We start from the raw sequence: 13,277 nt of genomic DNA, 5'->3' as shown, positions 1-13,277 counted from the left end.
CCGATGCCCCGAGGCCACTCGCGCGGCCTGCCCACCCTCGGCCTCGGGCTCGCGATGTCGATGACCGCGTGCCGGTCCTCCTCCCAGACGCCGGACGACAACGCCGCGCACCTCGTCTCATCGGAGTCCGCGCCCTTCGTGGAAGCCCCTGCCCAGACGCCCTCATGGCTCGGCATCCCCGCCTCCGACTCGCGGGTGCAGGTCATCGGACGAGCGTATCGCTCCGGGACTCGCGTGGTCTTCTCCCACCCCGGCGTGACGATTCGCGTGCGGTTCTGGGGCGATGCCCTGCGCATGCGCCTCGACGACGCGGGGCCAGGCGGCGACACGAAGACCAACTACTTCGACGTCATCGTCGACGGGGGCGCGCCCCAGAAGCTGGAGGTGAAGGGCGGCGCGGCCACCTATCCGCTCGCCACCGGGCTTGCGCTGGGGCTCCACACGGTGGAGGTCCTCAAGCGCACCGAGACCTCCGTGGGCGTCACCACGCTCGAGGCGCTCGAGGTCCACGGAGAGCTCCGGGAGCCGCCGCCCCGCGCGGCGCTGCGGATGGAGTTCGTCGGAGACTCCATCACCTGCGGCTACGGCTCCGAGGTCTCCATCATCCCGCCCTCCCCTTCCTGGCGGGCGCCGACCTTCACCTCCAAGAACGAGAACCCCACGCGAGCCTACGCATGGCTCACGGCCCGGAAGCTGGGCGCGGAGGCCTCGCTCATCTGCCACTCGGGGCACGGCGTGTACCGCAACCTGGACCTGTCGACGACGGGACTGGTCCCCGCCCTCTACGAGCTCGCGGTCCCCGGCCACAGCGCGCCCTGGGATTCCTCGGGTGAATCACCGCACGTGATTGTCATCAACGCCGGGAGCAACGACACCCTCGCCGGTCACGGCACCGACGTGTTCCTCCCGGATGAAGCGGCCTTCAAGTCCGCCTATCGGACGTTCCTCACGCGCCTGCGCACGCTGCATCCGCGAGCACACCTCGTGTGTACGCTGGGCAGCATGACGGATGGCTACAAGCAGCACGAGCAGGGCGGCCAGGTGACCTCCGTCCACGTGGGCGACTGGCTCACCGAGCTGGTCGCGGAGCGCCATCAACAGGGCGACACGCGCGTCCACCGCCATGTCATGGCCGTGCAGAATCCGTCCGTGGACGGAGTCGCCGAGGACTGGCATCCGTCCGCCGCCACACACGCGAAGATGGCCGAGGCGCTGAGCCGCTTCATCCAGGACGTGATTCGCCAATAAGGCATCTGCCAACAAGCCACGCCGTGGACAGGAGAATGCTCTGTCCTCATTGAACGACACACGTGTCCAACGGCTGATGGAGCGACCTGGCAGGCCATTGGGCTCACATGCACGGTGTGCCATGCTTTGGCCATGGCGGACACGCTCGAGTCAGACGCTCCCGTTTCCGAAGGATTGGACCGCCGTCGCTTCCTGACGTGGGTCGTCGCTTCTCCCACGTTGATGATTGCGGCCCGGCTGGGGCTCGACGTGCCCACGGCCCAGGCCGCGCAGCCCGAGGAGACGGCGGCGGCGACGATGAACCTCTACCTGACGCTCCAGGAGGACGGACGCGTCACCACCACCCTTCCACGCACGGAGATGGGCCAGGGCATCACCACCGCCGTGGCCATGCTCGTCGCGGAGGAGCTCGACGTCGCGCTCGACGCGGTCTCCATCCTCCACGAGGACGCGGACTCGCGGTGGTTCACCCAGCTCACGGGCATGTCCACCACGATGCGCCTCCTGTCCGGGCCGCTTCGCGCCGCGGCGGCGGACGCGCGGGCCCGGCTCGTCACGGCGGCGGCGCTGCGCTGGCGGGTCCTCGCGCCCACGCTCACCACCGCGCGGGGCGTGGTGAGCGCGCCCGATGGTCGACGCGCCGGCTATGGCGAGCTGGCGCAGGATGCCGCTCGCGTGGTGCTGCCGCTGGTCTCCACGCAGCCCAAGCCGGTGAGCCAGTACACGCTGGTGGGTCAGCCCACCGGGCGCATCGACGCGCGGGACATCGTCACGGGGGCGACCCGGCACGCCCTGGACCTGGACCTCCCCGAGGCGCTCCCCACGGTGGTGGCGAGACCTCCCACGCTGCGCGGCACCGTCCGCACCGTCGACGACGCGGCGGCGCGGGCCATGGGCGGCGTGGTGGACGTGGTCTCGCTGGGCACCGGCGTGGCGGTGGTGGCCCGGACCTTCGGACAGGCGCTCGCGGCCCGCGCGGCGCTGCGCATCACCTGGACGCCCGGCCCCGCCAGCGCGCTGTCCGGCGCGGACATCCGCACGCGCTTGCGCGACGGCATCGGCGCGCGGCCCCTGCCGCCGTTGTTCACGACGCGCACGCTGGAGGGGAGATTCGACTTCCCCTACCTGGCGCACGCCCCCATGGAGACGCAGAGCTGCGTGGCGCGCGTGCAGGGTGGACTGGCGGAGGTCTGGGTGGGGACGCAGGACCCGAAGCATGCCCAGCGTGAGGTGGCGCGGGCGCTCGGCTGGACTTTGACGCCGTGGAAGGTGACGGTGCACACCGTGCGCGCGGGCGGTGGCTTCGGCCGCAGGTTCTTCAACGAGGCGGCGGTGGAGGCCGCGCTCGTGTCGAAGGCCATCGGCAAGCCGGTGAAGCTGATGTGGAGCCGGGACGATGACATGCGCCACGGGCGCTTCCGTCCCGCGAGCCACCACCGCATCCTCGCCCACCTGGGTCTGGGCGGGCGCATCCTGGGCTGGCACCACCGCGCCGCCATCCCCACCCTGGAGGTGCCGCACGGCTTCGGCGACGTCGTCACCGCGCTGGTCGGAGAAGTGCTCCCGGAGGTCACCGGCGCGGTGTTCTTCGCGCTGTCGCAGAAGCTCCCCTATTCGTTCGGACAGGTGAGCCACGAGCTGCGCGACATCTCCATCCCGATTCCCACCGCGTCCTTCCGCTCGGTGTTCACCAGCCAGGTCGGCGTGTCGAACGAGGTCTTCGTCGACCAGCTGGCGCGAGAGCTCCAGGTGGACCCGGTGACGCTGCGTCGCGAGCGGCTCGACTCGAACCGGCTCAAGGCGGTGCTGAACAAGGTGGTGGCGGAGGGGCAGTGGGGGCGCGCGCTGCCGCCCGGGGTGGCGCAGGGGGTCGCCGTGCTGGAGGAGTGGGGGAGCGCCATCGCGCACCTCATCGAGGTGGACGTCACCGGAGGGACGCCGCGGGTGCTGCGCATCGTCATCGCCGCGGACGTGGGCCTGCCCATCAACCCCAAGGGAATCGAGGCCCAGCTCCAGGGCGCGGCGGTGGACGCGATGTCCACCACGCTGAGCGCGGGCATCCACATCGACGCGGGCGCGGTGCGCGAGAGCAGCTATGCGGACTACCGCTGGATGCGCATGAAGCACGTCCCGGCCGACATCCAGGTGCACCTGGTGCGCTCGGATGACCGCGTGGGCGGCGTGGGTGAGCTGGGCTACCCCAGCGCCGCGGCCGCGCTGACGAACGCGATTGCGCGGGCCCGGGGCACGATGCCCACCCGCTTCCCCATCCTCGACGAGGGAGTCTGAGCATGCCGGCCCATCAGTTCATCCTCAATGGTCAGACGGTGTCGGTGGAGGCGCCCGAGGACCTGTCGCTCCTGTGGGTCCTGCGCGACGTGCTGGGCGTGACGGGGCCGAAGTATGGCTGCGGCGTGGGCGTGTGCGGCGCGTGCACCAGCCACCTGGACGGCGAGGCGTTCCGGCCGTGCATCCATCCGGTGGGCACGCTGCGGGGCCGCGAGGTGATGACCATCGAGGGGCTGGGCGCGCAGGGACTGCATCCGGTGCAGCAGGCCTGGATGACGGAGGACGTGGCCCAGTGCGGCTTCTGTCAGCCGGGGCAGATCATGGCCGCCGTCGCGCTGCTGAAGAAGAACGCCCACCCGTCCGACGCGGACATCGACGCGGCGATGAGCGACAACGTCTGCCGGTGCGGCACCTATGTCCGCATCCGCGCCGCCATCAAGCGCGCCGCCCTGCTGCTGCGAAGTGGTGCGACGGGTGGGTGACGGCTCGCGGGTGGAATGCCCACGAGCCTCGCGAGTGCTCAGCCGAGCTTCTTGCGCAGCCAGGTGTCCAGGGCGAAGCGGCCGGGCCCCACGGTCATCAGCACCACGGCGATGACCAGGTAGAGCAGGGGCAGCTCATAGCTGCCGGCATGGCCGACGAACGGGTCGCCCTTCACCACGGCGTGGACGTGCGTGGCGACGGCCATGGTGAAGAAGAGGCCCAGGGACGCCAGCGGCACGAGCAGGCCCAGCACCCAGGCGAGCCCGCCGCCGAACTCCGAGAGCGCGGCGAGCGCCTGGAGGATTCCCGGCACGGGCGCCTCGGCGCCCATCCAGGCGAACGGGTTCTGGATCTTCGACCAGCCGTGGAACATGAACGCGATGCCAGCGACGAGGCGCAGCAGCAGCAGGCCGACGCTGGGCGCCGTCGGCAGGGGCGCGGGGAACAGGGAGGCGAGCTTCATGATGAATCCTTCGAGGAGTCCGGGTTTGACCTGCGCGAGACATAATCCAGGTCGTCCCCTGTTGGGAGTTCTCGCCAATGGATTGGCCCATGCCTCATAAACAAGACATGCAGACACTGGAAGATGCGTGGACGTATCAGGAATGGGAGCTGTCCGCCGATTCGCGGCATCCCGGTTGGACCGCCGTCGAGCGGTTCTTGACGAGCACCCTGCCCGCCTTGCAGCCCGCGGCGCTCGCCCGCTTCGACTTCGACCGGCGCACGGGCGCCTTCCAGTTGACCCGGGCGCCCGTCGTCGCGACGAGCGACGACTTCCGTCCCTCCGACATCCTGGACGGCCTGCGTGGCCACACGTACATGGTGCTGGTCCTCCACACGCCGATGGAGATGAAGGACGTGTTCCCGGAATACGTCCTGTGCACCGAAGGCGCCCTCTCGTTCCCCCGGAGCGAGCACGTCTTCCACGCCCCTGTCATCGGGCTCGAAGAGACGCTGAAGCTGGGGCGACACGCCCTGGTGGTTTCACACGATGGTGACCCGCTGCACTGGATTTCATCGGCCTCGACCCCACGGTGAAGCGCACTCCGGCTCCGTCCGTGGCGTGACACACGGGTCGGGCGTCGTTGGTTTCGCGAGGGTCGCGGGCTAGCGTCCGCGCACATGAAACAAGTCTCCCAGTCCATCGAGGCGTTGAAGCAGTCGAAGCTGCTGGAGCTGACCCTCTCCGAGCCCATCTCGGCCGACGCGCTGGTGAAGGTCGTGAAGCCGCACTTCGGGACCCTGAGCTGGACGCCGCCCCCCAGCTATCGCGAGGCGCTCGCGCTGGGACTGTGCATCGCGGAGCGCAATCTCCAGGCGGACGGCCTGGACGTGGGCTTCTGGCTCTACGACGCGGAGGACATCGCCAGCGCGAACGAGGATCTGGTCCACCTGCCGGAGGGCGTCTCCATCGAGGAGGGCGTGGACCTCTCCACCAACCACCTGGTCGGCTTCGCGGAGGCGGGCGGCGAGGCCGTGTGGTGCTTCGACGTGAGCAAGCCGGGCCCGAATGGTGAGTACCCCATCTACTACCACCACCAGGACCAGCCGCGCGCCCGCGTGCTCGCGACCGGTGCGTGGCACAACCCCGAGGATGCCACGCCGGACTTCGAGTCCTTCCCGCAGTGGCTCGAGACGATGACCGCGGCCCTCACCGCCCCCAAGCCGCCGAGCTGGTTCAAGGACGTGGGCGCTCCCGGGATGACCTTCGCCGACAAGCGCCTGTCGCTGTAGTCCGGCGCCACGGCCCCCGAGTCGCGGGGGCCTTCGTGCCTCAGCGCGTGCTCGTCATGATGCCGCCCTGCTGGAGCAGCGCGAAGAGGTCCACGAGCGCCTCCGCCGGGAAGACGTACCCGTACTCCGCGTAGGCCGCGTCGCGGATGTCCGCCACGGAGCGACGGCCGTCCGCGTAGCTCGCGATGGCATCCGGCAGTTGGTAGAAGCGCAGCTCGCCCTCCCCCTGCTCCCGCAGCGCCGACGCGGCATCCCGGAACGCGGCCCGCACCGCGTCCACCCGGGGCTGGTCCGCTGGAGCCACCTTGCCCGCCAGCTCATCGAAGGAGGCCAGCTCCTTGCCCTTCACCCGTCGCGGGACGAAGGCACGGGCGCGGCGCTCCGCCTCCGTCACGGCGGGCTCCTTGAGCGAGACACCTCGCGCCTTGCCATCCGCCTCCACGCGCTCCAGGGCCTGCTCCTCGGCGCGGTCCAACAGCTTCGTCAGCGTCTTCACCGACGCGGCCGGCGCGCCCAACGGCTGGCACGAGCGCAAGGCCTCGCGCTCCCGCGCGTAGGCGGCGCGCACCACCGCGCGCGCGAGCCGGTAGGTGCCCGCGACCTGCTCGGCGGGCGCCGCGGCCAGGTCCTTGCGCGCCCGGAACTCGTCCTCCGCCACGCGACGGGCGCCGTGCACCGACACCAGCCGCGCCAGCTCCAGCGCCCCCGGGCCCTCCGCCCAGGCGGCGACGGTGATGGAGGCCAGCCCCGCGAACGCCGCGCGGTGCAGCTGCGTGGGGTCCACGTTCTCCGGCCGGTCCCCGCTCGTGTGATACGCGTCGTCCGGCCAGGTGGAGAACGCCACGCCGGGGATGCCGTGGTCATTGAAGAGCTGGTGGTCCGAGCCCCGGCCATAGCGCTCCAGGTGCATGTCCATCGGCTCGCGCGAGCCGGTGACGGAGCCGATGCGGAAGTCCTTGCGGGACGGATACGTCACCGCGTTGAAGCGGTTCATGAACGCCACCGTGGACTCCGTCACCGCGTTCACGAAGCTGCCCAGCCAGTCCGGCGTGTACGACGCGGAGAAGCGCGAGTGCACCTTCGTCAGGCTCGCGCCGAGCATGTCGAAGTTGTAGTGCGCCACCCGCCGCACCGGCTCGGCGCCGTGGCGCTCGAACCACTCGCGCGTCCCCTCGAACTCCGGCAGCCACAGCACCCGCACGGTGCGCACCGGAGGCGGCAGCACGCCCTCCCGGATGAGCGTGGTGTACGTGCGCACCATCTCCAGCACCGTGGCCGCGCCCGAGGCGTTGTCATTGGCCCCCGGCTTGTAATGGTCCAGGTGCGCGGTGAGGACAATCTCCTCGTCCGAGCGCTGGCCGGGGATGACGCCGCTGACGACGGAGTAGTGCCCCGGCTTCGTCTCGGTGGCGATGCTCACGTCCACCTTCATCGGGCCCGTCAGGAGCTGCGCTCGCAGCTCGCGCGCCTGGCGGTCGGTGAGCATGAACAGGAAGGGCGCCGGCTGCCCTTCCGGCCGAATCCCCGGCGGCACCACCGCCCAGCCAATCTGGTCGGGGAAGTCCCCATCCATGCGATGCGGCTGGTTCCAGGGCGGCGTCGAGTACGAGGAGAGCACGCCCACCGCGCCGAGCTTCCCGACCGCCCGGCGCAGGACCGCGACAGGGTGTCCCCGCGTGAGCACCACCTTGCCCTGGAAGTCCTTGCCCGCGTAGTCCGAGTCCTGGTTGCCCTGCCCCACGTCGACCAGCTCCAGCGCCTTGCCCTCGAAGCTGCCGCTGCGCAGCGCCAGCGCCATGGGCTGGTCCGCGTGCGACGTCACCTTGTAGCGGTGCGGCCCGGACACCCACAGCTCACCCCGGGTGGCGCGCCACTGGGGCTCCTGCTTCATCGGCTCCACGCGCACGTCCTGCAGCCCCACGGCCTTCGCGCTCGCGGCGACCCACTCCGCCGCCTGCCCGTAGCCCTCCGCGTTGTCCCGGGCCAGCAGCGACAGTCGCTGCACACCGTCATGGATGCGGTCCCCGGAGCTCTCCGAGATGAGGGCGCGCACCACGTCGTCCCTCAGCACCAGGCCCGTCGTGGGCGACACCGGCCCCACCGGGGACACCGGAGGCTGGGCGAAGGCGGGGAGCGACACGAGCACGGCGACGGACAGGAGCAGGCGAAGGCGCATGGAGGTCTCGGTGCAGGCAACTCAGCATCCCCCTTCGCTCGAGTCCAACCTCCATTGCATGCGGACCGACAGGTGACAGTTCGGGATGAACCCGGTGTTCCAGGGAGTCCACACCCTGGAGACTCCATGATTCCCACGCGCATCTTCCTGCGCATCGCCGGCGTGCTCGCGCTGGGCGGACTGACACATTGCACCCCCGCCGAGCCGGAGCGGGACGTCCCCGAGGCCACCGCGGCGGAGCCCACCGCGACCGCCGAGGCGGCGCTGAGCAGCTCCGCTCCCGGCAAGCGACTGTTCACCCACGCCTTCCCGAACACGAACGGACGCTCGTGCGCCACCTGTCACGTGCTCGACGACAGCACCGCGCTCAAGCCCGCGCACGTCCAGGCGCTGCATGCCTCCAACCCGCGGGACGTGCTCTTCCATCCCATCGACGCGGACGACCCGAACGCGGCGGTGCCCACGTACGAGCACCTGAAGAAGGGACTGGTCCGCGTCGTCCTGCCCCTTCCCGACAACATGGATGTCATCGACGCCCAGGGGCAGGTCATCACCCCCGCGGACAGGAAGGTCTTCGTCTGGCGAGGCGTGCCGAGCATCCAGGACGTGGCCCTCACCGGCCCCTTCTTCCAGCTCGACGGGCGTGAATCCAACCTGGAGGACCAGGCCCAGGCCGCCATCACCAGCCACAGCCAGGGTGGCGCCGTCCCCCGCTCACAGCTGCGCCAGCTGGCGAGCTTCCAGCGCGATGCGTTCACCTCGTCCCGCCCGCGCTTCGTCGCGAGCCTGCTCGACGCGGGCGTCCCGCTCTCGCGCATCCCGTCGCCCGAGGACTTCCTCTGGCTCACGCCCGCCGAGACGCGCGGACGCGAGGTCTTCAAGGTCGGCTGCGAGCCGTGCCACGGCAGCCCCACGCTGAGCCACATCTCCCAGCCGGCGATGCTGGAGCTCGCCTCCGGCTTCCCGGTGACGAAGCCCGACGGCAACGTCGTCTTCACGAACGTCCCGGGCACGGGCCCCGTCCCCGTGCAGGGCCAACGCCAGACACCCGACATCCTGAACATCGCCGTCGGAGGCTTCACGTACCTGGGACAGATTGGCCAGTTCCCCACGCTGTACAACGCCTCGCTGGAGCTGCCGCGCTACCGGTTCCGCTTCTACACGGACGGCACCCGGACACAGCAGGTGACGGACCTGCCCCCCATCCCCGTCACCGCGAGCGGAGACCCGTATGACCCGAACCCCGCCGTGGACGAGAACGGCGCGCCCATCGTCGGCCCCAACCTCTTTCCCCAGGCCTTCACCACGGACCCCGGTCGCGCGCTCGTCACCGGCAACCCGCTGGACTTCGAGGCCTTCGACATCCCCACCCTCCGAGGGGCCGCGCGGACGGCGCCGTACTTCCACGACAACAGCATCGAGACGCTGAAGGGCGTGGTCGACCTCTACAGCCAGTTCGTCATCCCCTTCACGTCCGCGCTCGAGCTGCCTCCCGTGCATCCCCCGGAGCTCCCCGGCGCACCGCCCGAGTCGCTCAGCCCCGCCCAGAAGCAGGACCTGCTGCGCTTCCTCGAGCGGCTCTGAAGACAGACGTGAAGGAGACCAACCCGCCAGCGTAGTCCGGCGGGCCTCGTCGACCAACCTGTCGTTGCCCCGTGGAGGATGCTCCTCGGGGCATGGTCGTTCTTCGCCTCGCGTGGCTTGTAATCCCGCCCGCGCCCGCTTCCCCACGGGCGCGGGCGTCCACCCCGGACGTCGCCTCTCGACAGGAGCCTCACCCTCATGGCCCTCGAGTCACCCGCCGTCCGCACCATCTTCGTTGGACTCATGCTGCTGGGCTTCGCCTGCTCGGACGACAAACCCAGACAGCCCGAGCCACCTCCTCCGCCTCCGCCGGTGGACCCGTGGGACGGCACCTATACGCCGCTGGTGGACCCCACGGACTGGGAGGACCCGGGCGAGTACGCGCCCTGCACCGCCACCGTCGCCCGCGGCACGACGTTCGACTGTGATTCGCCCGCGCTGTTCGACGTGTCGAAGTGCGACACGGCCTCGCTCGCCACCCTGGACCCGCAGGGCATCTACATGGTGGACCTGCGCAACCAGGACGCGTACCCGGACTTCGTCAGCGTGAGGGTGCCCCGGGGCGGTGGGGCGGGGACGATGGACGAGCGGCCCCTCACCCGACAGGAGCTGACGGGCCGCTTCCACTTCACCAGCCGCTTCGAGCTCGCGAACGCCCAGCGGCAGGTGGCGCTCCTGGGCTGTCAGGTCTCCCGCCCCGGCTATGTGACGGGCTGCTATGCCCGCTGCACCAACGGCAAGGTGGGCGGCACCGGGACCTTCGAGGCCGCGCGGATGACGTGGGGGCGGGGTGAGGCCGAGTCCTCGGGCGGGCTGCGGCTGCTCTCCGAGACCTTCGTGACGCCCGGACAGCCGGTGGATGTCTACGTCGACGGGCACCACGCCTATGTCGTGTCCGTCCCCTGGGGCTCCCGGACGCCGGGGGGCCTCACCGTCTTCGACATCCGCGACCGCGCCCGCCCCGTGCTGACAAAGAAGATATCCCTCTCCGGAGACTCCTACTGGAACGCGGCCTGGACGCGCGGTGACGCGCTCTACGTCGCGAGCAAGGACACGGGCGTCCTCGTCTTCGACATCACCGAGCGCGCCAACCCCACCTTCGTGCGCAACGTGCCCGGCGGCCCGCCCCTCAACGTCCACACGCTCTTCGTCGAGGGAGACCGGCTGTACGCGGTGTCACCCGGTCCCTCGGCCCACGGGGAGACGCTGCTGTTCGACATCTCCCAGCCGCTCGAGCCGGCCCTGCTCAACCGCATCGTCGTGTCCGACACGACGTCCTACCTGCCCTCGGCCCACGACAGCTTCGCCTATCAGGACCGGCTCTACGTCAACCACTTCAGCTCGGGCTATGTCGTCTTCGACGTGAAGGACGCGATGAACCCGAAGGAGCTGGGCGCCTACACCTTCGCGTCGGACAACAGCACGTCGATGAGCCACGCGGGCGCGGTGGGGACGTTCGGCGGGAGGACCATCGCGTTCGAGGGCGGCGAATACCAGGGCACCCACCTGCGCGTGCTGGACGTCACCGACCCCACGAACATCCCGCTCATCGGCCGGTACAAGCTGCGCAACCAGACGTCCATCCACAACATGGTCCTCAAGGACAAGCGTCTGTACATCGCCTACTACCACGAGGGCCTGCGCGTGCTGGACGTCTCCATTCCTCCCCAGCCGAAGCAGATCGCCCACTTCAACACCTTCCGCGAGGACGACCCGGAGCGCACCGACAACCTGCTCGAGGGCGCCATCGGCATCCGCGTGCCGGGCGACGGCCACGTCTACGTGGTGGACACCGCGCGCGGCCTGCTCATCTTCAACGAGCCCTGAGCTAGCGCCGGAAGAACGACGCCTGCTGGAAGCGCAGGCCGGCGAGGACCTGCTCCACCCTCGCCTCGGACAGCGCGCCGATGCGCGCGCCGAGGCGGGACTTCTCCACCGACTCGATCTGCGACACCACGACGACGCTCTGGCGGGGGAGGCCGCCCTCGCCGGGCTCCAGCAGGACGTTGCCGGGCTCGGCGGCGCGGTGCAGGTTGGAGGTGAGCGCGCAGACCACCACCGTGGTGATTCGCGAGTGGTTGAAGACGTCCTCCTGCACCACCACGTACGGATGCGAGTAGGCCGGCGCGGGGCCTCGCGAGTCATCGGGCGCGAGCCAGTACAGGTCGCCCCGGTCGATTCGCGACGTGTCGGGGATGGTCGTCATGGCGCAAGTATCTCCCGCGAAGCCCGGAGGCATGACCAGACAGGAGGGCCGCCTTCGTAGTCCCCCTGCCGCGCCGAGTGGGCGCGGCGGAACCCATCAGAAGGTCCCCCTCATGTCAGGAGAAAAATCCGTGCGTGTCACATCCTCCCTCGCCTGCATCACCCGCTGGCTCGTGTTGAGCCTGAGCCTCTTCGGAGCGAAGGCCTTCGCCGGCTACGTGGCCGCTCCGGATGGCACCGTCCTGCTCGGAATCGAGACCTCGAACCGCTACTACGTGGCGGGCGGGGCGCGCTTCTTCATCCCGCCGGCGCAGCACAGCCTCTACTCGGGCCGCTCGTTGGTGCCCCTGCCCCAGGCCACCATCGACTCGTACACCGAGCTCCCCATGGACGGCACCCTCTTCCGTCAGATTGGGACCGCACCCATCTACGTCGTCGTGGGTCAGCATTTCTGGTGGATTCCCAACCCCACGGAGCTGGACGTCTGGGATGACTGGAAGGAGGTCCACAACATCCCGAACAGCAACTGGAACGACCGCTTCATCGACTACACCTACGTCAAGAGCCTCCTGGTGCAGGAGCGCACGACGACTCAGGTCTACCTGTTCGTCGCCGGTGCCAAGTACCTGCTCACCGACCCCGCGGACATCGCGTACTTCGGTGGCTACGGCAGCGTGAAGACGGTGCCCCTGGGCACGCTCGCGAGCGTCTCGAACGAGCCGTTCTGCGGCGCAGTCGTCCGTGAGCGCTCCAGCAGCACCCTGTACGGGACGGGCTACATCAGCGGCCTCTCCGGCCTGCGCAAGTTCGTCACCAGCCACCCGACGCACGGGGTGGTTCCGGATGGGGCGCTCTCGGGACTCCCCACCATGTCCGCCGCGCTCTCCTGCATCTGGTAGGGAGCGCACTCGCGAGAGGGCCTGTCGCACGGGCCCTCTCGCGGTCCGACGTGTTCACCCCGGGTCGGATATGGCGGGCCCGACGAGCGTGTACGGGTCCGGGAATGCCGAGCGGATCGCCGCGACGAGCTTGGGCTCGAGCTCTGACCGCGTCGTTTCCTCCATCCACCGGAAGGAGCTGCTCAGCCGCTGGAAGAGCCGCATGAAGTAGAACGGGGACTGACCGTTCGTCGGCACGGCGCCGCTGCTCCAGCGACGAATCACGTGTGCCAGCTCCCTCATGGGTTCGAAGAACGACAGCGCGGTCGCCAGCTCGAGGCACTTCTCTTTTTCGCGTTGGGGGTGCAGCGCGACGAGCAGGTGCAGCATCGCCACCGGGTCGTCGCTTTCCAGCCAGGCGGCCACGACCGCCCCACGCTCGACGCCAAGCGCCTGCACCTCGCCCCAATCACGGGCGCGGCTGGACACCTCGGCCATCAGCTCAGTGAGGGTTCGCCGCGTCACCATGCGGCGATGATATGGCAGGGCACGGGTGGGCTACATCCTGGGAACCGCCGGCCGAGCAGGCTCCCACACCATTCGTCAGGGGCACCGCGGGCGCTTCAGTGCTAGTCCATGGGGCCATGTCCGGCGAATCACCCGTTCCGCCCCCTGGCGGC

At 69.9% G+C, this 13,277-nt stretch carries 12 protein-coding genes; 8 read left to right on the top strand and 4 right to left on the bottom strand.

Annotated elements, in window-relative coordinates; all coding sequences use genetic code 11:
* Nucleotides 1–3 precede the first annotated feature (3 nt).
* The 3 genes from FL311_RS33425 to FL311_RS33415 all read left to right on the top strand — a co-directional run bounded on the left by FL311_RS33425 (nucleotide 4) and on the right by FL311_RS33415 (nucleotide 4,019).
* Entirely contained in the window at nucleotides 4–1,248 is a 1,245-nt protein-coding gene (locus tag FL311_RS33425; RefSeq protein WP_228557259.1) for an SGNH/GDSL hydrolase family protein, read from the top strand.
* Nucleotides 1,249–1,380: 132 nt separating this feature from the next.
* The gene (locus tag FL311_RS33420; protein WP_141331662.1) at nucleotides 1,381–3,537 is read left to right on the top strand and encodes a xanthine dehydrogenase family protein molybdopterin-binding subunit; all 2,157 of its coding nucleotides are present in this window, start codon (nucleotides 1,381–1,383) and stop codon (nucleotides 3,535–3,537) included.
* Between the two features lie 2 nt (nucleotides 3,538–3,539).
* Entirely contained in the window at nucleotides 3,540–4,019 is a 480-nt protein-coding gene (locus FL311_RS33415; RefSeq protein WP_141331660.1) for a (2Fe-2S)-binding protein, read from the top strand.
* 38 nt (nucleotides 4,020–4,057) lie between these two features.
* Here FL311_RS33415 and FL311_RS33410 read toward each other — a convergent pair whose 3' ends face one another.
* Complete coding sequence (locus FL311_RS33410) at nucleotides 4,058–4,483, bottom strand: DoxX family protein (RefSeq protein WP_141331658.1); 426 nt, start codon at nucleotides 4,481–4,483, stop codon at nucleotides 4,058–4,060.
* 107 nt (nucleotides 4,484–4,590) lie between these two features.
* On the opposite strand from FL311_RS33410, the gene FL311_RS33405 reads away from it, so the two are divergent.
* Both FL311_RS33405 and FL311_RS33400 read left to right on the top strand, forming a co-directional pair.
* Nucleotides 4,591–5,058: a hypothetical protein gene (locus tag FL311_RS33405; protein WP_141331656.1), complete on the top strand. Its 468-nt coding sequence runs from the start codon at nucleotides 4,591–4,593 to the stop codon at nucleotides 5,056–5,058.
* 84 nt (nucleotides 5,059–5,142) lie between these two features.
* Nucleotides 5,143–5,754, top strand: coding sequence for an SMI1/KNR4 family protein (locus FL311_RS33400; protein ID WP_141331654.1), 612 nt, complete (start codon nucleotides 5,143–5,145; stop codon nucleotides 5,752–5,754).
* Nucleotides 5,755–5,794: 40 nt separating this feature from the next.
* Here FL311_RS33400 and FL311_RS33395 read toward each other — a convergent pair whose 3' ends face one another.
* The gene (locus tag FL311_RS33395; RefSeq protein WP_141331652.1) at nucleotides 5,795–7,930 is read right to left on the bottom strand and encodes a M28 family peptidase; all 2,136 of its coding nucleotides are present in this window, start codon (nucleotides 7,928–7,930) and stop codon (nucleotides 5,795–5,797) included.
* 126 nt (nucleotides 7,931–8,056) lie between these two features.
* On the opposite strand from FL311_RS33395, the gene FL311_RS33390 reads away from it, so the two are divergent.
* Together FL311_RS33390 and FL311_RS33385 are read left to right on the top strand one after the other, a co-directional pair.
* The gene (locus FL311_RS33390) at nucleotides 8,057–9,514 is read left to right on the top strand and encodes a cytochrome-c peroxidase (RefSeq protein WP_141331650.1); all 1,458 of its coding nucleotides are present in this window, start codon (nucleotides 8,057–8,059) and stop codon (nucleotides 9,512–9,514) included.
* Between the two features lie 198 nt (nucleotides 9,515–9,712).
* On the top strand, nucleotides 9,713–11,341 hold the full coding sequence (locus FL311_RS33385; protein WP_141331647.1) for an LVIVD repeat-containing protein: 1,629 nt from the start codon (nucleotides 9,713–9,715) through the stop codon (nucleotides 11,339–11,341).
* A gap of 1 nt (nucleotide 11,342) precedes the next feature.
* On the opposite strand, the gene FL311_RS33380 is transcribed toward FL311_RS33385, so the two are convergent.
* Entirely contained in the window at nucleotides 11,343–11,720 is a 378-nt protein-coding gene (locus FL311_RS33380; RefSeq protein WP_141331646.1) for a type II toxin-antitoxin system PemK/MazF family toxin, read from the bottom strand.
* Nucleotides 11,721–11,850: 130 nt separating this feature from the next.
* Here FL311_RS33380 and FL311_RS33375 point away from each other — a divergent pair, with 130 nt between their 5' ends.
* Entirely contained in the window at nucleotides 11,851–12,618 is a 768-nt protein-coding gene (locus FL311_RS33375) for a hypothetical protein (protein ID WP_141331644.1), read from the top strand.
* A 54-nt stretch (nucleotides 12,619–12,672) separates the two neighbouring features.
* Here FL311_RS33375 and FL311_RS33370 read toward each other — a convergent pair whose 3' ends face one another.
* A complete protein-coding gene (locus FL311_RS33370) occupies nucleotides 12,673–13,095 on the bottom strand; it encodes a hypothetical protein (protein ID WP_141331642.1) in 423 nt (140 codons plus the stop codon).
* Nucleotides 13,096–13,277 lie beyond the last annotated feature (182 nt).

This window comes from Myxococcus sp. AB025B (assembly GCF_006518215.1).
Lineage (GTDB): Bacteria > Myxococcota > Myxococcia > Myxococcales > Myxococcaceae > Myxococcus > Myxococcus fulvus.
This window is presented reverse-complemented; position numbering and strand designations above follow the sequence as displayed.